This window comes from Cupriavidus sp. 96C5-1 (assembly GCF_057798855.1).
In genome coordinates, this window is the sequence record NZ_JBYOJU010000013.1 from 70,348 (window position 1) to 95,231 (window position 24,884).

Consider the following 24,884-nt stretch of genomic DNA (forward strand, 5'->3'; position numbering starts at 1 on the left):
CCTTCCCTCGAAATTTGGGTACTAGGGATTAATCCCTAGTACCTGTGCAGCAAAAAGATCTTTCGCGCACGGTTGACGATGAGTATACTTAACGTCAGATTAAGTACACTGAACGTTGACTGAAGAGCAAGCCTTTCGACAGGTAGAGAGGCGAGCCATAGGTGACGCCCCCTCACAAGGAGACAGCATGTTTGCACTCAACCAGTGGTATGCCGGCGGTTTCTCATCAGAGTTGACAGATAAGCCGCTTGCGCGCACCTTGCTCAACCGGCACCTGGTGCTGTTCCGCAGCACTGACGGTGTCGCGGGAGCACTCGAAGATCGTTGCTGCCATCGATCCCTGCCGCTCTCATGCGGCACTGTGGAAGAACGAGGTATCCGGTGCGGTTATCACGGCCTGCTGTTCTCGCCGCAAGGTAAATGCCTCGAAATTCCGGGACAGGATCGCATCCCCGACAAGGCTCGCGTGGAAAGCTTTCCCGTGGTGGAAAAGGATCAGATCTTGTGGATATGGTTCGGTGCCCATCCCGAAAGCAAACCCGATATCGAGCCCCCCGCGTATCGCTGGCATAACGACGAGCGCTACGAGTACCGAGGTGGCGTGGTTCACTATGATGCGCCGTATCAACTCATCCACGACAACCTGCTGGATCTGAGCCATCTCGGCTACGTTCACTTGCGAACGATTGGTGGCAACCCCTCCGTGCATATGAATGCCGAAATGAAGGTGGAGAGCAAGGGAAACACGGTACGGATCGTCCGGCACATGATGAACTCTCAAGCGCCGAAGACTTATGTGGATGCCTGGGGTTTTTGTGATCGGATCGACCGATGGCAGGAGATTGAATTCGACGTCAACCACATCCGAATCTGGACCGGCGCAGTTGGCGCCGGGACCGAGTCGCTGGATAACCAGGATCGTGGCGGCTTCCACATGCGTGGTCTCCATTGCATTACGCCTGAGACCGATAGGACCGCGCACTATTTCTGGACCATTGCCACAAACCGGCCGCCATCCGGCAGCAGCAATCTGGATGTCGTTTATGAGCAGACAGCGTTGACCTTCGAGGAGGACAAGGTCGTAATCGAAGCGCAGCACCAGAACATGTGTCGCTTCGGAACGCAACCACAGGTCGACATTCACGTCGACATTGGGGCGAACCGCGCTCGCCGCATTATCGCAGCGTTGACCGCCAAGCAGGCAAGCTAGTCTGACCTCACGGACACCGCATAAATCGATTCGGAAAGACAGCGCGAAGCGCCCGCTCATCCAGCAATGAACTAAATCACCAAAGGTGGTGGTATCGACGCCAGGAAGCCGAGGCTTCGATACGTCCGCGGAGAAGTATCCGCAGGCTGCAGGATAGCTGCTTGCGCGCGTTGTTCTCAGTCATACAGTGGAGATAGAGATGTCAGGTAACCGAGGTGTTGTATATGTCGCCCCAGGCAAGGTAGAGGTTCAGTCGATTGCCTTTCCCGAATTGATCGAACCGAGCGGCCGTAAGGCAAACCACGGGGCGGTGCTCCGTGTCGTGTCGACCAATATTTGCGGATCGGACCAGCATATGGTGCGTGGCCGCACGACGGCTCCCGCGGGTCTCGTGCTAGGCCACGAAATCACCGGGGAAGTGGTAGAGGTAGGCTCGGATGTCACCACGCTGCAGAAAGGCGACATTGTATCGGTACCGTTCAATGTCGCCTGTGGACGTTGCCCGATGTGCAAGGAGATGAACACCGGCGTTTGCCTGAGCGTCAACCTTGCACGGCCCGGTGGTGCATATGGGTATGTCGACATGGGGGGCTGGATCGGCGGACAGGCCGAGTACGTGATGGTGCCCTATGCGGATTTCAATTTGCTGAAGTTTCCCGACCGCGAGCAGGCCATGGAGAAGATTCGTGACCTGACGTGCCTGTCGGATATCCTGCCAACCGGCTACCACGGCGCTGTGACCGCGGGCGTCCGTCCCGGCTCGACGGTTTATGTCGCCGGCGCTGGTCCGGTTGGTTTGGCAGCGGCCGCGTCGGCTCGCCTCCTCGGCGCGGCTGTCACGATGGTCGGCGACGTCAATAAGGTTCGGCTGGCACACGCACGCAACGTCGGCTTTCACACGGTCGACCTTTCCGAAGACGCTTCGCTCGCCGACCAAATTGCGGCCATCTTGGGGGAGCCTCAGGTGGATTGCGCTATCGACTGCGTTGGCTTCGAAGCTCGGGGCCACGGTCACAGCGGCTCGCATCAAGAAGCTCCTGCAACGGTCCTCAATTCACTGATGGAGGTCACGCGGGCCGCAGGCAAGATTGGTATCCCCGGGTTGTACGTGACGGAAGATCCGGGCGCAACTGACGCAGCGGCGCAGCGCGGAAGCCTGTCCGTTCGATTTGGCCTTGGTTGGGCCAAGTCACACAGCTTCTTCACAGGGCAAACGCCGGTCATGAAATACAACCGAAACCTGATGCAGGCCATTCTCTGGGACCGGATTAAGATTGCCGACATCGTAAACGTGCAGGTAATCACGCTCGACGAGGCGCCTCAAGGCTATCTGGAGTTTGATTCCGGCGTGCCGAAGAAATTTGTCATCGACCCGCATGGACTGCTCGCGAGCTGACGAATGCACGAGCAGGCCTGGCCGGCGCGCGGCGCAGTCTCCCGAAGATCCGCCGCTATCCGTCCCACGGCGGGATGCAGCCGCGGAGAATCCTTGATCGTCGGATCGAAGCAGAACTTGTCACGAATATTGGCAGCCCATCATGAAAGTGAAGATATTGAAGAAGGTCGAGACGGCAACGGATATTCTCTCCTTCGAGCTTGTGGATCCCACCGGAAGACCCCTACCCGGATTCTCCGCAGGATCGCATATCGACGTCCATGTCGGCAATGGGTTGGTACGGCAGTACTCCTTGAGTAACGATCCGAACGATACGCATCGCTACGTCCTTGGTGTGCTGCGCGACCCCAACTCCCGTGGCGGGTCGATCGCAATGCATGCTCAGGACGAAGGGGCGGAGATTGAAATCGGCGAACCCAGAAATCACTTTCCGCTTGCCAAGGAAGCCAAGCACTCGATTCTGCTCGCGGGCGGGATCGGCGTGACGCCAATACTCTGCATGGCAGAGCGATTGACTCATCTCGACGCATCGTTCGAGTTTCACTATTGCACTCGCGCACCGGAAAGAACCGCCTTCCGCGAACAATTGATGCGTCCCGGAATGAAGGGCCACGTACGAGTCTATTTCGATACGGCACCGCCTGAGGAGCGTATCGATCTGGAAGCGATTCTCGCGGCCCCCGATGTAGACAAGCATGCCTATGTCTGCGGGCCCTCGGGCTTTGTCGATGCAGTGCTGTCGCGCGCGCGAAATGCCGGCTGGCCGGAATCCAACCTCCATCGCGAGTACTTCAGCGCTCAGAAAGGAGCCGTCGCAGGAAATAGCGCATTTCAGGTCAGGCTGGCTAGCTCCGGAAAAATCATAGACGTTAGCGCTGATCAAACCGTGGTGGAGGCGCTTGGTGCGTGCGGCGTCGAGATCCAGACCTCTTGCGAGCAAGGCATATGCGGCACGTGTCTCACGCGCGTGTTGGAAGGCGATCCCGATCACCGCGACGCGTACCTGACCGATGAGGAGCGCACAGCGAACGACCAGTTCCTGCCATGCTGCTCACGCTCCAGAACCCCGGTCCTGACGCTGGATCTGTAGATGTTGAGGACCGTCAATTCTGCGGCTGGCTCCCATTGATTCTTGCGCTTCGGCGCAGTCTCCGGTTGAGATAGCGCTCGCGCCGCACGACGTGCTTGCAGTTACTGCGCCCGTGCGCATCAGCCTGTGAGATGTATCCGGTCGCCTGCCCTCCCGCCAGATCCCGCACGCGGGGCATCTTCGACCAGGCAAATCCAATGCGGCCGACCTGTGGATCAGTCAACGCATTGAGCTCGCGCGTATTGCCGTAGCGCAGCACCTGGGTGCCGCGCCGGCTGGCCGCGCAGGGCCTTCATACAAGGAGAAAGGAAGCGGGAATCTTGCTGGATCGCGCGCACGGCCACAAGAAGGGGTTTCGGATATGGATATGCGGAACCGGGCCTGGCTAGACCGCCCGCGCCCGGCGCCCGGACGAAGGCTCGGCGGCAATCAGCGCGCGCGTGTACGGATGCGCGGGATGGCGCCAGAGCTGCTCCTGCGGCGCGTCTTCGACAATCTGCCCGGCTTGCATCACCATGACGCGGTCCGCCAGATAGCGCACCACGGCGAGATCGTGTGAAATAAACAGATAGGCCAGGCCGAACTCGCGCTTCAGGCTCACCAGCAGGTTCAGGATCTGGGCCTGGATCGACACGTCGAGCGCCGACACCGGCTCGTCGCAGACCACCAGATCGGGCCGTAGCAGCAAGGCGCGCGCGATACCGATGCGCTGGCGCTGGCCGCCGGAGAACTCGTGAGGATAGCGGCCCAGCGCCGACAGCGGCAAGCCAACCCGGTCGATCATCAGCGCCACCTGCCGCAGGCGCTCCCGCGCGTTGGACATGCCATGCACGCGCAATATCGTCTCCAGCGTGTCGCGCACGCTGCGGCGCGGGTTGAGCGACGCGTAAGCGTCCTGGAAGATCATCTGGATGCGGGGACGCAATGCGCGCAGCGGCCCCGGTTTCAAGGCCCCCAGGTCCATGCCGTCGAGCAGCACGCGTCCGGAACTGGCGGGCACCAGTTGCAGCAGCGTCTTGCCCAGCGTCGATTTTCCGCAGCCGGACTCACCTACCAGCCCCACCGTTTCGCCGGCCGCAATGTCGAAAGACACACCCCTCACGGCATGGGTAACGCCCGCGCGGGTGGCGTAGCGGGTATGCAGATCAATGACTGACAACAACGGCATGAGGTACCTGTTTCTCGTTCTGAGACTGGCCTGGCACTGCGCCGCGGTGGGCGGGCCCGCAGGCCACGCGGTGCAGCGCCGCTTCGGGTTGCGCGCAAGCGCCCGCCGGCGCCGCGCGGGGCCGTTCACGCACGGCTGCCGGCAGCGGCTGCGGCCTTGGCGGCTGTGCCAGGCACTGCGCCTCGGCCTGCGCGCAACGCGGCGCGAAGGGACAGCCGGCAGCCTCCCGCGCCGACTCTACGCTGCCGGGAATCTCGGCAAGCCGTGTGTCGCGATAGAACCTGCCCTGGTCCAGCCGCAGCGAGGCATCGAGCAGGCCGCGTGTGTATGGGTGGGCCGGGCCTGCGAACAGCTCGCCCGCCTGCGCTTCTTCCATCTTTCGCCCGGCGTACATCACCACCACGCGGTCGGCCCATTGCTCCACCAGGCCGAGATCGTGGGTGATCAGCAGCAGCGCCATCGACAGTTCGCGCCGCAACGTATCCAGCAGGGCCAGCACCTCGGCCTGGATGGTCACATCGAGCGCGGTGGTGGGCTCGTCGGCAATCAGCAACTGAGGCTTGCAGGCGATCGCCATGGCGATCATCACGCGCTGGCGCTGGCCGCCCGAGAGATTGTGTGCAAAGGCATCCACTCGCTGCGCCGGGGCGGGAATGCGCACCAGGTCCAGCAGCTCGATGGCCCGCGCGCGCGCGGCGCGGCGCGACAAGCCCTGATGCCGGCGCAGCACCTCGGCGATCTGGTGGCCCACCGGCATCACCGGATTGAGCGAACTCATCGGCTCCTGGAAAATCATCGACATGGCGCGCCCCCGCAGGTCGCGCAGCGCCGGTGGCGGCAAGCCCAGCAAAGACCGCCCGGCAAAGCGGAGGCTCCCGCCGCTGATACGCCCCGGAGCAGGCAGCAATTGCATCAGCGCCAGCGCGGTGGCCGATTTGCCGCAGCCCGACTCGCCTACCAGCGCGAGCGTCTGCCCGGCTTCGATAGCAAAGCTCAGGTCATGCACCACGGGCTGGGTACCGAAGCGGATCTCCAGTTGCTCGACTTCCAGCAGTGCACTCACGCGCTCTCCCCTGATACGGCCGCATGCGCGGCGGCAAGGCCACGGCCGGCCTTTCTGGCATCGGTCTCAGTCATATCTCAGTCATGTCTCAGTCGTAGCGCAGGCGAGGATTAAGCGCATCGTTGAGGGCATCGCCTACCAGGTTCAGCGCCAGCACGGTCAGGATGATGGCGGTCCCCGGCAGCGCGGTCAGGTACCAGGCGCTGCGCAGCACCTCGCGGCCGGCGCCGATCATGCTGCCCCAGCTCACCACGTTGGGATCGCCCATGCCCAGGAAGGACAGGGCCGATTCGATCAGGACGGCACTGGCCACCATGACCGAGGTGGTGACGATCACCGGCGGCAGCGCATTGGGCAGGATCTCGGCAATGATGATGCGGCTGTTGCGGTAGCCCACGCTGCGTGCGGCCAGCACGAAATCCGCCTCGCGCAGGGTGCGGAACTCGGCCCGCACCAGGCGCGCCACCGTGGGCCAGGAGGCCAGCCCGATCGCCAGCGCAATGGTGGTGACCGACGGACTGCCGATGGCCACGATCACGATCACCAGCAGAAAGCTCGGCACCGTCTGCACCAGCTCGATCAGCCGGCTCAGCAGGGCGTCAGCCGCGTGCCCGAAGTAGCCTGCCACGGCGCCCACCAGCGTGCCGATCAACAGGCTCAGCGACGCCGCCGCCAGTCCCACCAGCAGCGAGACGCGCGCTCCGTGCACGATGCCGGCCAGCACATCGCGGCCAAGCGAATCCGTGCCGAACGGAAAAGCGGGATCGGCGCCGGGCCACAGGAACGGCTGGCCCACCATGTCGAGCGGATCGCCGGGAAACAGCACACCGGCGCACGTGGCCATCCCCACCATCGCCAGCAGTACCAGTACGCCGCCCAGCGCAGCCGGGTTGCCCAGGAAAATGCGCAGCGCGCGCATGCGCGCGGCGCCCGCCAGCGGTACGTCCACGGAGGTGGTGTTGGCGGTGCCAGCCGCACCGGCGGGGCAGGTGGAAGAAATGGAATTCATATCGATACGCGCCTTGAATGGCGCTCCGCGATTCGGTTGATCGGCAATCCCGTCATGCCCTGCTCCGTGCGTCAGGCTGTCTTGATGCGCGGATCAAGCCATGCTTGCAACAGGTCGACCAGTACATTGGCGAGTACCACCAGGAAGGACGACAGCAACAGCACGCCGAGCAGCACGCTGAAATCCCGCGCCATCACTGCCTCCAGCGCTAACCGGCCCAGTCCGGGCCAGCTGAAGACCGTCTCGATCACCACCGTGCCGCCCAACAAGGCGCCAAAGTGCATGCCGGCCACCGTCGTGATGGGCAGCAGCGCATTGCGCAGCACATGGCACACGGATACACGCAGCGGATGCAGCCCTTTGGCGGCAGCGGTGCGCACGAAATCCTGGCGCTGCACCTCGAGCATGGCGGCGCGCGTCAGGCGCGCGTAGATGGCAATGAAGAACGTCGACATCGCCAGTGCCGGCAGCACCAGATGGCTGGCCACGTCGCCAAGCCGCGCCCACCCGCCCAGCTCCGCGCCGATGGTGCCGGTGCCTTCGCTGGGCAACCAGCCCAGGCGGACCGAGAACAGCACGATCGCCATCAAGCCGATCCAGAAGCCTGGCACCGAGTACAGCAGCAGCGCGGCCAGCGAGAGCGCACTGTCCAGCCAGGTGCCTACGCGCGCAGCCATGGCGGCGCCGCAAGCCACGCCGAGCACCAGCGCGATGCACAGCGCGGCGCCGGTCAGCAGCAGCGTATTGGGCAGCCGCGCCAGGATCAGGTCCGCCACCGGCATGTTGTAGCGCGGCGAGAAACCCAGGTCGAAGCGTGCCAGGTGGCCCAGGTAAGCCAGCAACTGATGCAGCACCGGCTGGTCCAGGCCAAAGCGGGACCGTATCAACGCCATGGTCTGCTCGGTGGCGGAGCCCGACTCACCCGCCAGCACGTCGGCGGCATCGCCCGGCACCAGCTGGAGCAGCAGGAAGTTGAAGACGATCACGCCCAGGGCGGTAGGCAGCGCGCGCCATAGCGTGCGCCGCAGGGCCGATCCGATTCGTAGCAGGGTTGGCATGGTGTGGTGTCCGGTCGGCCGGACTATTTGTCCAGGTAGACGTTGGCGAGGTTGGACTCGACGCCGTCGGCGGTCAGCGAATGGTCATGTACCCGCGTGTTGGCGATGGTGATGAACTGTGGCGACACCAGGTTCAGGTCGGGCACCTCCTTGCCGACGATCTGCTGGAACTGCTTGAACTGCGCCACCCGCCTGGCGGGGTCGATCTCGGACGTGGCGTCCTCCAGCAGCTTGTCCACCTCCGGATTGCTGTAGTGGGTCGCGTTGGAGAACGGCACGCCCTTCTTGAAGTTCCTGGACCAATACAAGCGCTGCACGCCGACGGTGGGATCGAACAGGTTGCTCGCGCCATTGACCGTGAAGTCGTAGTCGCGCTCGGTATAGATGCGCTTGACAAAGGCCGGCAGGTCTTGCGAGCGGATGGTCACATCGACGCCGACCTTGCCCAGCGCCGAGCGCAGGTAATCTGCCAAGCGCTTGCTGTCCTCGCTGATGGGGTTGTAGTCCAGCGTGACGCGAAAGCGCGGCGCGCCGCCCCGGCGCGGATAGCCGGCCTCGTCGAGCAGTCTCTCGGCCGCCCTGGTGTCGAAGGGGTAAGGCGTGGGCGTACTGTCGTGAAACGCCCCGAGGCCAGGGGCGATCGGCGATGCGGTGCGGGTGCCGTAGCCATAGTAGACCGTGTTCAGCACCACATCGCGATTGACGGCGTGCGCCACGGCCTGGCGCACCTTGAGGTTCTTGAAGTACGGATTGTCGAGATTGAACTCCAGCCGGGTCACGTTGAACGAGTAGCTGTTGCCCTTGGTCTCGAATGTCAGCCTGGGCACCTTCTTCAGCCGGGCCAGGTCGGACAGCGGCACCGGCGTGCGGTAGCCCAGGTCGACCGCGCCGGTCTCGAAGGCAATGGCGCGCGCGGCCGGATCGGGGATGAACTTCACCACGATGCGGTCCACGTAGGGCTTGGGCTTGTCCCAATAGTCCGGGTTGCACTCATAGACGATGTGGCTGCCGCGCACCCATTCCTTGAAACGGAAGGGGCCGGTGCCGATCGGCGCGTTGTTGTTGGGATTGCCGATGGCGTCCGTGTTTTCGTAGATATGCTTGGGCACGATCGGCGATTCGGTGGCCACCAGCGCCTTGATCAGGTAAGGCGCGGGCCTGGACAGTACGATGATCGCGGTGTAGGGATCGGGGGTCTTCACCTCCGTCACGTTGGCGAAGGTGCTGCTGCCGCGTGGGTGGACCTTCTTGAGCAGCAGGATGGAAAACGCGACGTCGGCCGAGCTGAAGTCCTTGCCGTCGTGCCACTTGACGCCCTTGCGCAGATGGAAAGTATATTGCTTGCCGTCCGGACTGATGCTCCACGAGGTAGCCAGCTGCGGACGCGGGGTCAGGTCGTAGTTGTACTCCAGCAGGCCTTCTGTCACCTTGGCGCTGACGCTGAGCGCGGGGGTGGCCACGTTGGCAAGCGATACCAGCGTGGGCGGCTCATAGTTGAGCAGCAGGTTGAGCGTGCCACCGTGAGAGGGCACGGCGTGCGCGGCCGGCATCGCCAGCGCGGCAATGCCAAGCGAGATGGCCAGTGCAGCCTGCAATGCGCCGGACAGGATGCGTTGATGCAGTTTGCGCGACGAAGGCTTTGAAGACATGGGCGGAAAATCCTGATCAGAATACGGATGGATGGCGGCGCCGGGCACCGCCGGACCCGCGGCAGCGCCGCGAGCCTGTGTCGGGAGGTCGAGCGAATTCTTCACGCCAATGCCGCATTGCCCGGGACGGCATCCTGGCCATGGCTGGCGCTCGCCTGCGCGGCGCTGACCAGGCCGTTGCGCAGATCAGCCGCCAGTTGCCCCGGATCACGCGAGGCGGGGTCGCCAATACCGCCGCCGCCCGGCGTTTCCACCACCAGCCGGTCGCCCCCCGGCACCAGTTGCCGGCCCTTGCCCCTCAGGACCTGGCCGGAAGCAAGCGAGACGCGGCCGGGTGCGCCAGCCAGGCCGCCGTCGGCACCCCGCGCCGGGAACAGCAGGCGATCCCAGGCGGCCGCCAGCACCATGGGCGCGCCTTCGGCGTTGGCCACCTCGATGACCTGCCCCAGGCCGCCGCGCTGCTGCCCGGCGCCGCCCGAGTCCGGCCGGTACTCCTTGCGCCAGAACACCAGCGGGCTCACGGTCTCCAGGATCTCCACCGAGACGTTGCGCACGCCGCTGGGGAAAGAGGTGGTGGACAGCCCGTCCTTGCCCGGACGCGCGCCGGTGCCGCCGGTGGAGAAGCTGGTGATGGCGAAGCGCCGGCCTTGCAGCAGTTCGCCGGCGGCGCCGGCGCCGGCCAGCGGCTGGCCGCCCGAGAGCTGGATATTCCACAGGCTCGACGAACCTTCGGCCGGCACCGCACCGGCGCGCGCCTGGCGCAGGCAGCCGAACACCACGTCCGGCAGCATCTGGCCGATGATGTGGCGCGCGGTGACGGCGCATGGGAACGGCGCGTTCAGGATCGAACCCTCGGGTGCATGCACGCGCACGGGAGCCAGCGAGCCCGCGTTGTTGGGAATATCGGCGCCGATCAGGCAACGGATGCCGAATGAGGTATAGGCATCGGTATAGGCCTTGGGCACGTTGATGCCTCGCGCCACCACCGGCGACGAGCCGGTGAAGTCCACGTCGATGCCCTCTGGCGAGATGGTCAGGCTGGCCTTCAGGGTAATCGGCGTTTCGTAGCCGTCGATGGTCATGCTGTTGTGCCAGGTGCCGCGCGGCCATGCGGCGATCGCGGCGGTCATGGCCTGGCCGGCCTGGCGGATGATGTACTCGCCCACCGCGTGCAGGTCGCCGAGACCGAACTCATCCATCATGGCCCGCAGGCGGCGCCCGCCGATCTCGTTGCAGGCGGCCAGCGCGTGCAGGTCGCCGATGACCTGCACCGGCTCGCGCACATTGGCGCGCACGATGTCGAACACGGCTTCATTGGGCCGGCCCCCGTCGAACAGCTTCAGGATCGGCAGGAACAGCCCTTCGTGATAGACCTGGGTGCCGTCCGGGCCTGCGCCGATGCCGCCGATGTCGACCACGTGCAGGGTCGAGGCGAACAGCGCCACCACCTGGCCCGCGCGCACCACTGGCGTGACCATGGTCATGTCGAACAGGTGGCCGGTGCCCTTCCAGGGATCGTTGGTGAGGTAGACGTCGCCCTCGGCCATGGTCGCGGCGGGAAACGCCCGCAGGAAGTGCTTGACCGATTCGGCCATCGAGTTGACGTGCCCGGGCGTGCCGGTGACCGCCTGCGCGATCATGCGGCCGTCGGGCAGGAATACCCCGGCGGAAAGATCCCCGGCTTCGCGCGTGGAGGTGCCGAAGGCCGTGCGGATCAGGGTCTGCGCCTGTTCCTCCACGACCGACAGCAGCCGGTTCCACATCAGCTGGGCGTGGAGGGTGCCGCGCAACGCGGCATGGGTTGCTAGGGGACTGGCCGAACTCATTGCGCCACCTCCACAAGATCAGCAAGGCCCGCTTGGGCCGGTACGGGTATCGACGCCTCGAGCACCAGATGGCCGCCCGGATCCAGCGAGAAGGCAAAGCCGGCCGGCACCACCGTCGTGGTCTCGTCCTCCACCACAAGCGCGGGGCCGCGTATCGCCTGGCCGGGGGGCAGCGCCGCACGTTCGTACACCGGTACCTCGTACCCCGCACCGCGCTCGCCGTCGAACAGTTTGCGCCGGCCACCGCTGGCTGCCACCGCGGCCCCGGACACCGCTTCCTCCCCCGCGCGCCCGATCGCGGGCTGAGCGGTACTCACGTTGATCGACCAGCTGATGATCTCGACCGGATTGCCGGGCAAGGTGCGGCCATATAGCGCGGCGTAGGCGCGTTCGAAGCTCTCGCCCAGCACCGCCGCGTCGGCCGCGCCCAGGGCCTGTGCATGCAGGGGCACGGGGATTTCGTGACCCTGGCCCGCATAGCGCATGTAAGCCAGGCGCTGTTCGCCCAGCGCCTGGCCGGGTGCGGCCTGGCTCACGATATCCCGCGCGCTGGCCGCCAGTTGCCCGAGGACGGCATTGACCGCCGCCGCGTCGAAGGCGTCGAGGCGTTGGTAGAAGCTGCGTACCGCCTGATAGGCAATCGGTGCCCACAGGAAACCCAGCGCCGACCCTACGCCGGCGGATTGGGGAACGATTACGCGGCGGATGCCGAGCCGCCTGGCCAGTGCCGCCGCATGCAACGGCGCGGCGCCGCCGAACGCGATCAGGGTGTAGTCCTCCACCGTCTTGCCGAGTTCGGTCGCATGGACACGGGCGGCGTTCGCCATATTCTCCGTAACGATCTCGGTCACGGCCAGCGCGGCGAACTCCGGCGTCGTACCCAGTCCAAGCGCAATATCGATGCCGAGCGCCGCGCGCGCGCGCTCCGGCTGCAACGCCACCTTGCCGACGGCAAAGCGCTGCGGGTCCAGCAGGCCCAGCACGCAGTTGGCGTCGGTCACGGTGGCCGCGTTGCCGCCCAGGCCATAGCTGGCCGGGCCGGGCTCGGAACCGGCGCTGTCCGGCCCGACCTGCACGCGGCCCAGCGCGTCGATGCGGGCGATCGATCCGCCGCCTGCGCCGATCTCCACCATCTCGATCACCGGGATGCGGATCGGCAGGCCCGATCCCTTGAGGTGCCGGTGCATGCGGCCGAATTCGAAACTGCGCGAGATCTGCGGCTGGTAGTCGTCGATAAAGCAGATCTTGGCGGTCGTGCCGCCCATGTCGAAGGACAGCGCGCGCCCGATGCCACCCTGCTCCGCCACCCGGCGTGACAGGATGGCGCCCCCGGCGGGTCCGGATTCGACCAGCCGCACTGGCTGCGCAATGCCCGCCTCGATATTGGTGATGGCGCCGCCCGACGTCATCAGGAAGAGCGGACTGCGCAGGCCCAGCGCCGCCACGCGCTCGCGCAGTCGCCCGAGATAGCCCGCCACCAGGGGTTGCACATAGGCATTGGCGCAGGTGGTGGACAGGCGTTCGTATTCCCGGATCTCAGGGCACACGTCAGAGGACGGCGAGACCCACAGATGCGGTGCCAGTTCGCCCAGGATGGCGCGCACCCGCTGCTCGTGCGCGGGATTCGCATAGCTGTGCAGGAAGGTAACAGCCACGCTTTCCACGCCCTCTGCCTCAAGCTGCGGCACGAGCGCGGCCACGGCCTCCTCGTCGAGGGGCAGCAGCGTGTTGCCGCGGCCGTCGACACGCTCCGGCACGCCAAAGCGCAGGTAGCGCGGTACCAGCGGCGCCGGCTTGTCGAGGAAGATGTCATATTGCGCGAAACGATCCTCCCAGCCGATCTCGACCAGATCGCGGAATCCCGCCGTGGTGATCAGCGCGGTACGCGCGCCCTTGCGTTCGATCAGGGCATTGGTGGCAAGGGTGGTGCCGAGGATAAAGAGGTCGACCTGGGCCAGGGAGAGCCCGGCGCTGGCCAGGAGGTCCTGCACACCGCGGATCACGCCGTTCTCGGGCGCGGCCGGCGTGGTCAGGACTTTGCTTGTGTAGCGCTGCGTGCCAGCCAGCAGGACGGTATCCGTAAAGGTGCCGCCAACGTCGACGGCGAGCCGTACGCTCGCCTGGTGTGGATTCTGGTTGTCTGCAAACATGCCGTTGTTCGTGGAGTGGGAAGGTCTGGCTTCAGCCCTCGCGGCAAGGTGCCGCGGCGCACTCGACAACGACGACCATCGGGAACTGCCCCTGGATCACGACTGGATAGATGCGTTCCCCCGCATGAAGGCAGGGAGCAAGCGCCGGAGTTCGCTGAAAACCAGAGCGCAGCATAGTCAGCGGGGGAGGCACGCCGGAACGAAGGAATTCGAACTTGCTTATGTCATGGCAATGCCTATGGATAGACACAATGCTTCCTTGCCCCGATCCGCGCGCGGGACTATGGTGCGCTCTTATGCCCTGCCCGCCGGGATCGCGCTGTTGCGCCATCCCCACGCGCGGCACCAGCCCATTCGCCGCCTCATGAGTTCAATGCAGCAGCCCCCATCTTCGCCAGGGCGTCGCACCGCGCCCGCCGCGCTGGACCACATCCGCCTCCAGCTGATATGGAACCGGCTGCTGTCGGTCGTGGAGGAACAGGCGCAGACCCTGATCCGCACGGCCTTCGGCACCTCCACGCGCGAAGCCGGGGATCTTTCCGCCGGGGTATAACAGACAAATGCGGCTCGGCCTGTTTCTGCAGGCCGCTGGCCACCGCGTGGCTGGCTGGCGCTACCCCGGCGCCCAGTTCGGCAGCGAGAACCTGCCGCATATCGTTCGCATTGTCCAGGCAGCCGAGGCGGCCAGGTTCGATACGGTATTCCTGGGCGACAACCTCGCCACCAACGCGAAGGAGCATCCCTCGTTCATCGCGCGCTTCGAGCCGCTGACCTTGCTGGCCGCGCTCCCGACCGTGACGCAACGCATCGGCCTGGCGGCCACGGCCTCGACCACCTATGGCGAACCCTTCCATATCGCCCGGGCCGGGCACTCGGCGACATCGGACTGTTGCGGCCTGCCAGGCAGGCGAGCCTTGCAGAGGTAATGACGTTTATCGAAGATGAGAAATTGTATGGATTGGTTGCGACCTGGTCGAAGTGGTGCTCCCCGCCCGCGACGGGACTCCAAGATGCCCGAAGATCGATTATCGGCATAGCATTTTGCCCAACATTATTGGCCGGTAGATTGATGGAGCATATAGTTGATGTTGAAAATCAAAGACTTACACTCCACAGGCGGTGCCGGTACGCATGCGCCGGGCGTTCTTAGCGCCGTGAGGTGTACGTCCGGAAGCCGGGCATGGGATCTGTGTTTGCTATTGGTCTGCCGTTCCCCTTGCTGGATTCGGGTTCTTTGGGGGTCCGCGGTAGCCTTCAGGTTTTCGCCCCGCCGTGAATAGTTGCGCCGCGTGGAGAGAATTTGTAGCCAACGGTCCGTGTTGAGCGGCGTGACAAAGGTCGGCAGCATTTGCCGCGGCGAGGCGTATGGAATCCGAATCCACCCAACGATATCCGGTAGCTATCCGATAGCTTTCTCAGCTGCAAATGGAACGCTCCAGATGATCCCTGCTGAAGCCTGTCTCGCGATGCGCTCTGCAGACGCGCTGCACTCTAAATCCACTGACAAGCAGGACTGCCCTGCTCCAATGTGTGCATTCATGGACGGGACGATGGCGGCAATCGCTCGTCTGGGCCTGCCCCGAAAGGCGCACGTCTAGGAGATACGTTGTCCTGCAAAGGCGTCCTTGAAGGCCCACTCGTCAGGGGATGCCTGGGCAAGGCTAGCTAGTAGCTATCCGATACTGCCACTCCCAGATCAGATTCTTAACTGGTAGCTACCAATCACAGAATCGTACGGTACACGGTGTTCCTGCGCTTTCCTAGTGACGCAAGCTAGCTCCCAGCTATCGTGCCTGTGCCATGAACAGCTGATCGCTTGTCTCACGAAGGATATCTGGTAGCTACCAAGCGCCCTATCCTCACGAACGCTAGGTTTTTCGCTCCACTGAAATTAGTCAGCAGCCATCTGATAGGTCCGCGAGACATATTCCGGCGGCCACTCCCATTGGATCTTGCCCCCTAGTGATCAGCCCCCCGCCCCCCAAAACGTGGCGACGAGCGCGTCCACTATTTTGCATCATGGCGAGCCGGTGCAATTGGTAGCTACCAGCTATAACCAACAAGCCCCTCAAGATGGTAGCTACCAGATAGCCTAATGATAGCTAGTTCAATAGCAAGCGCGTTCCTGTTTCGCCCGGCAGTGCGTTCATTCGAAGCCATCGTCTAGATAGCTATCAGATACCTCCCCGTCGTCTTGGTTACGATAGTAGCACTTTGGTAGCCATATAGTACCATTGGCTATCCGGTAGCTATCAGTTACGCTGCCGGGATTCCGATTGGTAGGATATCGGCTAGCTACCAGATAGCCGATGGTTAGAGGGAATCGTGGATGTCGAGAATCGAGTTTGTGAGCCCGTGGGAAGCCACCATCATCCTGGTCCGGACCCAGATTGCAGGACTGCAAAAGCGACGCCACCAGCAACGCTGGCTCGAAGCACCCTATGGAGCTCTGCCCCTCCGCGGTGCACGTCCCAGTTCTATCAAGATCGGAGCCAGCGGCTATCCCGTACCACCGTCACTCGATCCGGCGAACGAATTGTTCCAGCGATTTAGCTAGTAGCTATCCGATAGCCACCTGAGATGCGCTCCGCCTGCCCATCATGCTGTCCTGCCTTATCGGTGAGCGCAGAGAGAGGCTTGCGATACCGCACTCTGTGGCACGTTGTCTCGATTCATCGCTACGTGGGATTCGCAGCTGAATGGTAGCCGCTGGCTACCATGACGGTAGCTAGTTGATCGCATTGGCCGCAACGAACACGCCTGTATTCTGAGTGGTCGAGTTCGCTCCGTGGCCGCGATGGGATAGCTTTCAGCTAGCCATGAGATAGCTGGAAGCTATCATGAGGCAGTTTGGTGACGTCGGTGACAGGGCATCATCGGCAGCTACCATTCGGGTATCATGGTAGCTATCTAGTAGCTATTGATATCTAGTAGCTATCCGCTATACTTAGGCATCTAGTTAGCCAGGCTATCCGCTAGCTACCAGATATCTAATAGCAAAAAGGAATCTCGATGCCGACTATCGTGTTCGTAAGCCCTAAGGGCGGAGCGGGGAAAACGACGTCATCCCTAGTCCTGGCAACCCAAATCGCGGAGCGCGGCAAGAGCGTCACTGTCATCGACGCAGACCCGAATCATCCTGTGAAGACATGGGCCGCCGAAGGTGCGGCTCCGAAGTCCATGGCGGTGATCTCGGATGTCACGGAGGAAGACATCGCCGATAGGATCGATGCAGCGGCGAAAGAGTCCGCCTTTGTGATCGTCGACCTAGAGGGAACCGCCGCAACCATCGTCGCACACGCGATCAGCGAAGCAGACTTTGTTGTAGTGCCGACACAAGGGTCGCAACTGGACGCAGAACAGGCTGGCAGAGCATTCCGCCTCATCCGCGCACACGAGCGCGGCATCCAAAAACACAAGCCCGACTACAAGCTTCCCTATGCTGTCTTGTTCACCAGAACATCCGTAGCCATCCAGAGCCGCGAAACGACTCACATCCGGCGATCCTTCGCGAATGCAGGTATTCCAGTATTCAAGACCGAGTTGAACGAGCGTGCGGCCTTCAAGGCTATGTTCGCATACCGTCAGTCGCTCTCGGGCCTTAGCCGATCTGAGGTGTCAAACGTCGACAAGGCGATCGAGAACGCAGAAATGTTCGCAGGTGAGCTCCTTCAGTTCCTGCGCAAGGGCCATATGGAAGAGAAGAAGGAGGCTGCACAATGAGCAGAGCGAACCCACTTGACGCCGCGCTCGATGATTTCGAGCCGCGGCCGCGAGAAGACAAGCCCCGGCCCGACCGGCAGGCTATTGAGCAAGTCGCCAAGGAAAACGGCTTTGTCAGTCGTGATGCCCGCAAGCTGGAGACGGCGGCGGCCGCGCCACCTTTGCGGCGCCAGCGTCGATTCACTACTGGCCGCAATCAGCAGATCAATATCAAGGCAACGCCCGATACGATTGCACGCTTCAATGCTCTGGCCGAAGCTCTGAATATCCCGGCCGGCGCGCTGCTCGAGCGCGCAGTGGAAGCGCTGGAAGACAAATATAAGCGCTGATAGTTATCTGGTAGCTATCAGATACCATCTGAATCGCAAGAAAAGGGGGCGCGCCCCCTTTTCTTGCGCCTGCCGTGGGTACCGCAATCACTTTGGCGTTGCAGGCTGTCCTCGGGTCCTGCTCATAAAGAGGCCAAGTTCCGTCTTCAGGGCCTTCCGCCCGAGAATGGCTGCTTCATCTGGCTCGGATTTAATCTTTGCGCGCCGTGTGGCCATCTTGAAGGTAGTTTCACGATACAGCGACGCAAGCACTTCGTCTCGTGCCGACTTGTCCAACGTCTGAAAAGACGCCAGGCCTGCATCGACGTCCCGCTCAAGTGAACTGGCGAACTCGAGTTCGGCAGGGGCGATCAGGATCGGCTGACCAGGCTCCACCTTTTTACCAGCGGCAATCTCTCGCTCGATTTCGCTAAGCTCCCAGCCTTCCTTGATCGCGCGCATCAGGTAAGCGCCAGGCGACTTTACTCCGCCGACACGCACACGATGTTTCACCAACTCAATAGCCTTGCGAATGCGATCGTCCGTGTTGACTTCCCGGTTGCCGATGATTTCATTGAGTTGCCGCTTGCTTAGCCCGAAGCCCTTCACCAGGGTTTCGTAGAGATCCTTAAGCTCGTGCGGATGAGCGAAATCCAGGACCAGTTTGCCCTTCGCGTTATCGCGCAGCTTGAAGCGGAGAGCAGCTACACGACGCGATCCAGGCGTGGTCTTTGTCTCGAACTCTACATACAGGTCAGTCAATTCGTTGATTTGCTCCGTGCTCTTATCAAGCACGAGGCGCTTGAACTGCTTGTACTCCGTGAGCGACTTGACGGAGTCAGCATTGACCCACTTTCGCACCACATCAAGCGGAATCCAATCCGTCGTCCCCATGAAGCGAAGCGAGCTCAACCTCTCGTACAGAATGTAGGCATAGTTGCTCAACGCAGCCGACATGCGCAACGACAGATAGGTGTAGCGCTGTGGGTCCTTGAGTTGACGCCTGATCATCTCGTCGACCTTGAATACCACGCGTCCGCCAGAGATCCCGACCGACCCAAGCAGTGGAACGGAGGCCCACTGCGGATCGCCATCGGTCTCGTCAACAGAGACCTGTACCGATGCACTTTGGCATTCGCGCAATGCCTTCTTTAGGTGCGCCAGGTTGTTAGATGTCTCAAACTTGGCGAGCCATTTGAAATAACCCAGTTCAATATCGTAGTGCGGCAGGTCAGGATTCTCGGAGACGGTCAACCATAGCGCATTGATTGCTCTGCGAGCGAGGAGGGTGAGCGGCGAAACGTCGATCAGAACGTTAGTCTTGCGGTAGCCTATCTCACGGCTCGACTCGGTGATCGCCGTTGCAGCACCCATCTCCCCACGGACTGCGTTGAAAATGTCGAAGCCCAGTTGTTCCTGGAGGTTACGTGGGACGTCAGCCATAGGGGAGGGGTGCACTAGCGATAGTGCCGGTACTATCTATCTAAAGGTGCAATGAGTCAAGTATACGATTGCACCTTGGCGCGGAGGCGATGTCCACGCCGCACCAAAAATCTGCACCTCCGCACCAATGTATTACACCATCCGCGATGGAGCATGGCCTGCGAAGCCTTGCCTGCTAGGCAATCCAAGCGATTCGGGGGCCCATAAACCAATAGTTAACACCATAGGCCAATGAATTGCACTTTGAGGCCAATGAATAACACCATCAAGCACCAATAGTTAACACTTTTGCGGCCCAAGAAATGACACCTTCGAACCAACGAATCACACCTTGCCACCAAAAGATTACACTTTGCTCGTCGCAACCTACTGATTTCAAACAAAAAAAACGGTCTCGTATACGTTAGCTGGTTTACAAACAAAGAAGCTGCTTGCTCTCCGCGCAGAAGTGCGGAAGGTCAAAACCGAACAGGTTATCCACAGCAACTGTGGATGGACAACTAAATCTCCACGCATGCAGAGGCAATCCATTGGTCCGCAACCTAAGTTGCTCTTTAACGTGCAATCTATTGGCCCGCAAATCTAGCAACCTATCTGAAGGTGTACTCCATTGGTCCGCACTTTGAGCGATTCATCCGAAGGTGCAGTCCATTGGTCCGCAACACCATGCACCCAGGCAAAGTGCAATCTATTGGTGCGCAGTCAGCCGAGTTCGTAGAAGGTGCAGTCCATTGGTCCGCAACGCCACTCACCCAGGCAAAGTGCAATTTATTGGTGCGCAGTCCTCCGAGCCTGTAGAAGGTGCAGTCCATTGGTCCGCAATACCACCCCCCCGGGCAAAGTGCAATTTATTGGTGCGCAGTCCTCCGAGCCTGTAGAAGGTGCAGTCCATTGGTCCGCAACACCATGCACCCAGGCAAGGTGCAGTTTATTGGTGCGCAGTCCTCCAAACCTGTAGAAGGTGCAGTCCATTGGTCCGCAACACCATGCACCCAGGCAAAGTGCAATTTATTGGTGCGCAATTCTCGTAGCCGAAGCAAAACGGTGTCATTCATTGGTCCGCAATATAGTAGGCGCCCGGCTCAACGTGCAATCTATTGGTCCGCAACTGTAGCCTCGCACTTGCTAGCGGCATGGCCTGCCACCAAGATCCGCTGCACTCACGGACCATATAGTCCATGGGTGTAGCGTATTGGTCCGCAAAAAATGCTGCTTAGACGCCACTTCCGCAAAGGCGCAATCCATTGGTCCGAACAGCATCGGGAGGGGGAGCGGAAAAGCCTATAGAGGCCCTTTCCCTGGCAGTTCAGCTGGAAAGGTGTATCTCTTTGGTCCGCAAAGCCCTCCCGATTTCCAAAACTCAGTGGTTTTAATGATAGGAAGCACTTACTATTTGTTGCTCTTCCTTAAAAGCGGCCCAAAACGATGCACCTTTCACCGGCAACCTTTGATTTGCGGCCCAATTCATTGCACCAAGCCCGAGCGATAGGAAACTGCGGCCCAACCCATTGCACCAGTGAACCGTGCCGGGAAGGCTTCGTGCCGGCGGCCTCCGCTGAAGACCATGGGATCACACCAGACCCTGTGGGTGCCGATCTCGAAGGATATGTCTGGCCAGGCGTAGCTAAGGGCTCACACCAGGACAGATCACGAGGGGCAGGGATCACTTTTTGGCGAGCGTCCAGCTCTTCCACCTAGAATCGGCCGAAGCGATCCAGCGTGCTCTCTCACGAAGGGAGATCGTGGGGACGATGGTGCGGGTTCGCTGCCGCGGCACGGCTGCAGCACAGTTCGACCCCCGCCCAGGCAAGACTGGGTGCTTGCGTCTGAGCCTATGCGCGCGGTCCCTGCGACCCGCAGCCTGATCGGTCGCGCGGTGCATGACCCGATTGCCCTCGTGGGAGCAACCAGCGAATACGGTAATGACCGATGTTGGAAGGAAAGAGCCGAATCCGTGGCATCTGACGGTATGCTGCAGGCCCACCCGGAGCGCGTGGCCACGGGATGCCTTGCACATGTCAGACCCAAGCTCGAGGAGTGGCTATGGGGTCTGGGCAGGACCGTCGCGTCATAGTCACTGCGTCGTCGCGTAGATTTCTCCATTGGAACGGGATTTGGCCTTGACCAGTAAGTGAAGGCTGGTCACGAGGAGCAGCGACGAGACCGCCACCGCGGAGCAACCGCACGCCAGGCCGCAATTGAGATGCTCTCTCGTGTCCGAGAGCAGCGTCACGGGCCAAGGCGCTGGAGTACATCCAAAGACGCTGCGCGACGCTGTCGCGCAACGGCTCGATGGCGAGGCGAGAGGCTGGGTGCCTCAATCTGAATCGAAGCGGGGGGCCACAAGGCTCAGGGCAGAGCGCACGGAGCGCCAGTTCAGCGGCCATCGCCGAGGGGCTATGGAAGGTGCCGGTCGACCTGCCCGAGCGTGGCCGCCAGTACAACGCGCAGCGCCTGGCCGGTGTGGCCGTGGAGCTGAAATCGCATCTTCCTATCGAGCGGCAGGTCCGTGTGATCGGCGCCACCGGGCTCGACCAGCATTTGATCGACGGTTGCCCGTTACATGCCTTTCCAGTGCATGGGTCGAGGGGGGAAGCGGGGTGTTCATGATCGAACCATTGACCGCTTCCTTGTTTCCTATTGTGCTTGGTCACAAGGGTGCACTGGTGATTCGTGACGTCGCCTCACTCCGGGCTGTCGCTCTACGCTTTTTTTACCTGCCCGCAGCAGCCTTGAGTAGCCGCTGAAAAGTCGGACATTGCGCATGGCTAGCAGCGGGGCATTCTGCGGCATGACGCAAGCCTTGGCTCATGGTCCTTAGGCGCTTGATGGTCGCGTCAATGTTGTCGGCCTTGGCCAACAGCACCTCTCCGTCCACCCGCGGAGCACCATCGGAGGGGGGCATGGCGCGGATCTCGGCCAGCGAGAGGCCGCCGGCCTGCCAGGGTGCAATCAACGCTAACTGATCGACCACGCCCGATGCAAAGCGCCGCCGCTCGCCCGCGAACCTGGTCGCCGTGATCAAGCCCTTCTTCTCATAGAACCGCACTGTCGCGGATGGCAGGCCCGTGCGTCGGGCAACTTCTGAAATATCCGTGTTGCATCCCTTGACTTGAAGTTGACTTCAACTTCTAGCATGCCTGCAGACGATGCTCTCATCAATGGAAAGGACAGAAAATGATATCGATGGGCGAGTTGATAAGGCTGGTTCTGATCGGGGTCGGCGCGACAGCCGTGATGGACGTGTGGTCAATGATCCAGAAGAGCTTGGGCATTCCTACGCTCGACTACGCAATGGTTGGCCGGTGGGCAGGCCATCTTTGTCGGGCCAGGTTCGCGCACGCCAGCATCGGCAAGGCCGCGCCGATACCGGGCGAGTTGTCCCTGGGGTGGGCGATTCACTACGCCGTTGGCATCGCGTTCGCGGCGTTGCTGGTAGGCATCTATGGCGCGGAATGGCTGCATGATCCCGTGTGGCTGCCCGCCCTGGCCGTGGGCACGGTGACTGTTGTTATCCCCTTCTTCGTGATGCAGCCAGCAATGGGCGCAGGAATTGCGGCATCTCGCACACCAACCCCTTGGAAAAATCGTCTGCGCAGCCTGCTGACGCATGCGATCTTTGGGGGCGGTCTTTATCTATCCGCAGCAGTGCTCAAGTTGGTGTGGGAATGAGTGGGGCACTTGGAAAAATTGTCATGAACGAAAACAAGAACGACGGGATTATTCCTGCTGCCGTCTATCTTCTTGCCCTTAGCCTTTTTGCGATGGGTACCGCCGAATTCTTGATGGGAGGCATTCTCCCAATGATCGCGGCTGATCTGCGCATCACGCTACCCACAGCAGGCACCCTAATTTCCGCGTTTGCGGTTGGCGCACTGATTGGTGGGCCGCCGTTCGCCATCCTGGCGCTGCGCTGGCCTAGTCGCAGCACACTGTTCATCAGCCAAGTGGCTTTCATCGTCGCGACGGCACTCAGCCTGCTTGCACAAGGGTATTGGTCAATTCTTGTCGCGCGCTTCGCTATGGGTTTGGCGTACGCCTGCTTCTGGGCAGTTGCGGCGGCGACAGCCGTGCAACTCTCGCCTCCTGATCGCCGCGCCAAGGCGCTTTCCATTGTCGTCAGCGGCCTAACCGCTGCCATGGTTCTAGGTGGGCCAGTGGGCACGTTCATTAGCGATTCCACGGGCTGGCGCGGGGGATTCTGGGCTGTCGTGGCGGTGACTGCCGTGTCGGCGGTCTCCGGCCTCCTTGCGCTGCCAAAAAAAACACCTGGGGATGTTGTGGTGCCAGACCTCAAGACCGAGTTACGTGCAATGAAGCGCCCTGTTCTTTGGGTGGCATATGCCACGACGATGGTCACCACGGCCGCTTATATGGGCACGTTCGGCTATCTGGGGGCCTTGCTGCTCGACGTGAGCGGGTTGCCTGCTGAGTGGCTACCTGCCGTGCTGACATTGTTCGGCGTCGGCGCATTCATCGGGCTTACGATCGGCGGTCGAACCGCCGATCGTCATCAGTTCGCCACGCTTGTTACCGGCATCATTTGCCTCATTCTTGCCTCTGCGGCAATAGCGCTCTTGGCCTCACATTGGGTGGCGACAGTCACTTTGGTGCTCGTTCTTGGCTTCGCGGGCTTCCTGCTAAATCCGGCGGTATGGGGCCGCGTCTATGCGGTGGCACCGGATGCGCCAATGCTCGCGGGAGCAACGAATTCATCCGCATTTCAAGCCGGCCTAACGCTTGCCCCACTGCTTGCGGGGCTTCCTATCAGTTTCGGCTATGGACTGTCGTCAGTTGGCTGGGTGGGGGCGGCAATAGGTGCTATTGCCCTTGGGTTGGCCGCTCTCGACACACGATTGAGCCACGCACATGAATCTGCTGGTGAACTTGCATAGATGTTCAATCAAGCGCGAGTTGGCAGGTCCTGCTTATGAATCCGTCCACGCCGAGTAGGTCAGCTCCTACTTCCCGGGAAGCGAAATCGAACCAGTTAATTAAATTAAACAGAATGCTAACTAGGTCAATATTTCATTACGCTACCCCGAATATATTTCAGGTCATATTTGCATTTGCAATCATCTTATTTGGTGGGGTGGCGCGCGCTGATACTCATAAATTACCCGAAACCATCAAGTCGTCAGATACATCAAGGAATGTGGCGATGACTAAAAAGAAAATTGGAATTGTATTATTTAATGAATTCGAGACACTTGATGTCTTCGGTCCGGTGGAGATGTGGGGTGATCTGCCAGATTATCAGGTCTTCATGGTTTCTCAGAATGGTGGCCTCGTAAAGTCAGCACAAGGCGTCGAAACGAACGCAACTTACTCATTCGACAATGCGCCTCAATTCGACATTCTTATGGTCCCCGGTGGAATGGGTGCCCGTAGAGAGGTTAACAATTCCGCCTTGCTAGAGTTCCTTCGTAGGCAAGACAAAAAAACTGAATGGACTACCTCTGTATGTACAGGATCGGCTATTCTGGCAAAGGCAGGAGTTCTTAAGGGCCGCCGTGCAACATCCAACAAATTGGCATATGAGTTCGCAACAAGCCAAGATCGTAGCGTGCTTTGGCAGGGAAGTGCACGTTGGGTTGTTGATGGAAAATACGTCACATCTTCGGGCGTCTCGGCCGGAACCGACATGGCTCTTGGTCTCGTGGAAATAATATATAACCGCCAGGTTGCCGAGAAAATCGCTCATGACACTGAGTACATATGGAACGACAACGCGGCCATGGATCTCTTCTCGGTTGGGAAAAGCGATTGACATCCAGGGAGGGCCTCGCCA

The 24,884-nt window shown here is 61.4% G+C and carries 19 protein-coding genes and 2 pseudogenes; 11 read left to right on the forward strand and 10 right to left on the reverse strand.

What is annotated here, in order from left to right:
• The first annotated feature begins 187 nt into the window (after nucleotides 1-187).
• The 3 genes from AC3FOF_RS16530 (at nucleotide 188) to AC3FOF_RS16540 (ending at nucleotide 3,696) form a co-directional block, all read left to right on the forward strand.
• A complete protein-coding gene (locus AC3FOF_RS16530; RefSeq protein ID WP_051078416.1) occupies nucleotides 188-1,210 on the forward strand; it encodes a Rieske 2Fe-2S domain-containing protein in 1,023 nt (340 codons plus the stop codon).
• Between the two features lie 199 nt (nucleotides 1,211-1,409).
• Nucleotides 1,410-2,606 (forward strand): formaldehyde dehydrogenase, glutathione-independent, encoded by a 1,197-nt coding sequence (fdhA, locus tag AC3FOF_RS16535; RefSeq protein WP_488727155.1) that lies wholly within the window; start codon nucleotides 1,410-1,412, stop codon nucleotides 2,604-2,606.
• Between the two features lie 142 nt (nucleotides 2,607-2,748).
• Nucleotides 2,749-3,696, forward strand: a complete 948-nt coding sequence (locus AC3FOF_RS16540; protein ID WP_017225192.1) for a PDR/VanB family oxidoreductase — start codon at nucleotides 2,749-2,751, stop codon at nucleotides 3,694-3,696.
• Nucleotides 3,697-3,709: 13 nt separating this feature from the next.
• On the opposite strand, the gene AC3FOF_RS16545 is transcribed toward AC3FOF_RS16540, so the two are convergent.
• The 8 genes from AC3FOF_RS16545 to AC3FOF_RS16580 form a co-directional block, all read right to left on the reverse strand.
• Entirely contained in the window at nucleotides 3,710-3,955 is a 246-nt protein-coding gene (locus tag AC3FOF_RS16545; RefSeq protein WP_488727156.1) for a hypothetical protein, read from the reverse strand.
• A gap of 126 nt (nucleotides 3,956-4,081) precedes the next feature.
• A complete protein-coding gene (locus AC3FOF_RS16550; RefSeq protein ID WP_488727157.1) occupies nucleotides 4,082-4,864 on the reverse strand; it encodes an ATP-binding cassette domain-containing protein in 783 nt (260 codons plus the stop codon).
• Nucleotides 4,842-5,927 carry an ABC transporter ATP-binding protein gene (locus AC3FOF_RS16555; RefSeq protein WP_488727158.1) on the reverse strand — a complete coding sequence of 362 codons (1,086 nt, stop codon included), beginning with the start codon at nucleotides 5,925-5,927 and terminating at the stop codon, nucleotides 4,842-4,844. The genes AC3FOF_RS16550 and AC3FOF_RS16555 overlap by 23 nt, the downstream gene beginning before the upstream one ends.
• 88 nt (nucleotides 5,928-6,015) lie before the next feature.
• A complete protein-coding gene (locus tag AC3FOF_RS16560; protein ID WP_488727216.1) occupies nucleotides 6,016-6,846 on the reverse strand; it encodes an ABC transporter permease in 831 nt (276 codons plus the stop codon).
• Nucleotides 6,847-7,007: 161 nt separating this feature from the next.
• A complete protein-coding gene (locus tag AC3FOF_RS16565) occupies nucleotides 7,008-7,994 on the reverse strand; it encodes an ABC transporter permease (protein WP_017229878.1) in 987 nt (328 codons plus the stop codon).
• Between the two features lie 23 nt (nucleotides 7,995-8,017).
• The gene (locus AC3FOF_RS16570) at nucleotides 8,018-9,643 is read right to left on the reverse strand and encodes an ABC transporter substrate-binding protein (protein WP_488727159.1); all 1,626 of its coding nucleotides are present in this window, start codon (nucleotides 9,641-9,643) and stop codon (nucleotides 8,018-8,020) included.
• A gap of 101 nt (nucleotides 9,644-9,744) precedes the next feature.
• Entirely contained in the window at nucleotides 9,745-11,469 is a 1,725-nt protein-coding gene (locus tag AC3FOF_RS16575) for a hydantoinase B/oxoprolinase family protein (protein WP_488727160.1), read from the reverse strand.
• Nucleotides 11,466-13,619 (reverse strand): hydantoinase/oxoprolinase family protein, encoded by a 2,154-nt coding sequence (locus AC3FOF_RS16580; RefSeq protein ID WP_488727161.1) that lies wholly within the window; start codon nucleotides 13,617-13,619, stop codon nucleotides 11,466-11,468. The genes AC3FOF_RS16575 and AC3FOF_RS16580 overlap by 4 nt, the downstream gene beginning before the upstream one ends.
• Before the next feature lie 373 nt (nucleotides 13,620-13,992).
• Here AC3FOF_RS16580 and AC3FOF_RS16585 point away from each other — a divergent pair.
• The 4 genes and pseudogenes from AC3FOF_RS16585 to AC3FOF_RS16600 all read left to right on the forward strand — a co-directional run.
• Nucleotides 13,993-14,169, forward strand: a pseudogene (locus AC3FOF_RS16585) (hydantoinase B/oxoprolinase family protein); the annotation flags it as partial.
• 10 nt (nucleotides 14,170-14,179) lie between these two features.
• Nucleotides 14,180-14,545, forward strand: a complete 366-nt coding sequence (locus tag AC3FOF_RS16590) for an LLM class flavin-dependent oxidoreductase (RefSeq protein ID WP_488727162.1) — start codon at nucleotides 14,180-14,182, stop codon at nucleotides 14,543-14,545.
• A 2,086-nt stretch (nucleotides 14,546-16,631) separates the two neighbouring features.
• Nucleotides 16,632-17,342 carry a ParA family protein gene (locus AC3FOF_RS16595; protein ID WP_017229110.1) on the forward strand — a complete coding sequence of 237 codons (711 nt, stop codon included), beginning with the start codon at nucleotides 16,632-16,634 and terminating at the stop codon, nucleotides 17,340-17,342.
• Nucleotides 17,339-17,671 (forward strand): hypothetical protein, encoded by a 333-nt coding sequence (locus AC3FOF_RS16600; protein ID WP_017229109.1) that lies wholly within the window; start codon nucleotides 17,339-17,341, stop codon nucleotides 17,669-17,671. The genes AC3FOF_RS16595 and AC3FOF_RS16600 overlap by 4 nt, the downstream gene beginning before the upstream one ends.
• 87 nt (nucleotides 17,672-17,758) lie before the next feature.
• Here the strand turns inward: AC3FOF_RS16600 and AC3FOF_RS16605 are convergent, their stop codons facing one another.
• Nucleotides 17,759-19,093: a replication initiation protein gene (locus tag AC3FOF_RS16605; protein WP_276267850.1), complete on the reverse strand. Its 1,335-nt coding sequence runs from the start codon at nucleotides 19,091-19,093 to the stop codon at nucleotides 17,759-17,761.
• 2,385 nt (nucleotides 19,094-21,478) lie between these two features.
• On the opposite strand from AC3FOF_RS16605, the pseudogene AC3FOF_RS16610 reads away from it, so the two are divergent.
• Nucleotides 21,479-21,646, forward strand: a pseudogene (locus AC3FOF_RS16610) (DUF3363 domain-containing protein); the annotation flags it as partial.
• Between the two features lie 160 nt (nucleotides 21,647-21,806).
• Here the strand turns inward: AC3FOF_RS16610 and AC3FOF_RS16615 are convergent.
• Nucleotides 21,807-22,142: a MerR family DNA-binding protein gene (locus AC3FOF_RS16615; protein ID WP_488727163.1), complete on the reverse strand. Its 336-nt coding sequence runs from the start codon at nucleotides 22,140-22,142 to the stop codon at nucleotides 21,807-21,809.
• A 128-nt stretch (nucleotides 22,143-22,270) separates the two neighbouring features.
• Between AC3FOF_RS16615 and AC3FOF_RS16620 the strand changes: the two genes are divergently transcribed.
• The 3 genes from AC3FOF_RS16620 to AC3FOF_RS16630 all read left to right on the forward strand — a co-directional run bounded on the left by AC3FOF_RS16620 (nucleotide 22,271) and on the right by AC3FOF_RS16630 (nucleotide 24,863).
• Entirely contained in the window at nucleotides 22,271-22,765 is a 495-nt protein-coding gene (locus AC3FOF_RS16620; RefSeq protein WP_488727164.1) for a DUF2938 domain-containing protein, read from the forward strand.
• Between the two features lie 23 nt (nucleotides 22,766-22,788).
• On the forward strand, nucleotides 22,789-23,988 hold the full coding sequence (locus AC3FOF_RS16625) for an MFS transporter (RefSeq protein ID WP_488727165.1): 1,200 nt from the start codon (nucleotides 22,789-22,791) through the stop codon (nucleotides 23,986-23,988).
• 266 nt (nucleotides 23,989-24,254) lie between these two features.
• Nucleotides 24,255-24,863 (forward strand): DJ-1/PfpI family protein, encoded by a 609-nt coding sequence (locus AC3FOF_RS16630; RefSeq protein WP_051078550.1) that lies wholly within the window; start codon nucleotides 24,255-24,257, stop codon nucleotides 24,861-24,863.
• Nucleotides 24,864-24,884 lie beyond the last annotated feature (21 nt).

What these genes read in the sequence shown, in the direction of transcription:
- AC3FOF_RS16625 (WP_488727165.1), top strand. Translation starts at nt 22,789, where the DNA reads ATGAACGAAAACAAGAACGACGGGATTATTCCTGCTGCCGTCTATCTT.
- AC3FOF_RS16580 (WP_488727161.1), bottom strand. Translation starts at nt 13,619, where the DNA reads ATGTTTGCAGACAACCAGAATCCACACCAGGCGAGCGTACGGCTCGCC.
- fdhA (WP_488727155.1), top strand. Translation starts at nt 1,410, where the DNA reads ATGTCAGGTAACCGAGGTGTTGTATATGTCGCCCCAGGCAAGGTAGAG.
- AC3FOF_RS16605 (WP_276267850.1), bottom strand. Translation starts at nt 19,093, where the DNA reads ATGGCTGACGTCCCACGTAACCTCCAGGAACAACTGGGCTTCGACATT.
- AC3FOF_RS16540 (WP_017225192.1), top strand. Translation starts at nt 2,749, where the DNA reads ATGAAAGTGAAGATATTGAAGAAGGTCGAGACGGCAACGGATATTCTC.
- AC3FOF_RS16590 (WP_488727162.1), top strand. Translation starts at nt 14,180, where the DNA reads ATGCGGCTCGGCCTGTTTCTGCAGGCCGCTGGCCACCGCGTGGCTGGC.
- AC3FOF_RS16560 (WP_488727216.1), bottom strand. Translation starts at nt 6,846, where the DNA reads ATGCGCGCGCTGCGCATTTTCCTGGGCAACCCGGCTGCGCTGGGCGGC.
- AC3FOF_RS16530 (WP_051078416.1), top strand. Translation starts at nt 188, where the DNA reads ATGTTTGCACTCAACCAGTGGTATGCCGGCGGTTTCTCATCAGAGTTG.
- AC3FOF_RS16620 (WP_488727164.1), top strand. Translation starts at nt 22,271, where the DNA reads ATGATATCGATGGGCGAGTTGATAAGGCTGGTTCTGATCGGGGTCGGC.
- AC3FOF_RS16630 (WP_051078550.1), top strand. Translation starts at nt 24,255, where the DNA reads ATGACTAAAAAGAAAATTGGAATTGTATTATTTAATGAATTCGAGACA.
- AC3FOF_RS16575 (WP_488727160.1), bottom strand. Translation starts at nt 11,469, where the DNA reads ATGAGTTCGGCCAGTCCCCTAGCAACCCATGCCGCGTTGCGCGGCACC.
- AC3FOF_RS16595 (WP_017229110.1), top strand. Translation starts at nt 16,632, where the DNA reads ATGCCGACTATCGTGTTCGTAAGCCCTAAGGGCGGAGCGGGGAAAACG.
- AC3FOF_RS16550 (WP_488727157.1), bottom strand. Translation starts at nt 4,864, where the DNA reads ATGCCGTTGTTGTCAGTCATTGATCTGCATACCCGCTACGCCACCCGC.
- AC3FOF_RS16600 (WP_017229109.1), top strand. Translation starts at nt 17,339, where the DNA reads ATGAGCAGAGCGAACCCACTTGACGCCGCGCTCGATGATTTCGAGCCG.
- AC3FOF_RS16570 (WP_488727159.1), bottom strand. Translation starts at nt 9,643, where the DNA reads ATGTCTTCAAAGCCTTCGTCGCGCAAACTGCATCAACGCATCCTGTCC.
- AC3FOF_RS16565 (WP_017229878.1), bottom strand. Translation starts at nt 7,994, where the DNA reads ATGCCAACCCTGCTACGAATCGGATCGGCCCTGCGGCGCACGCTATGG.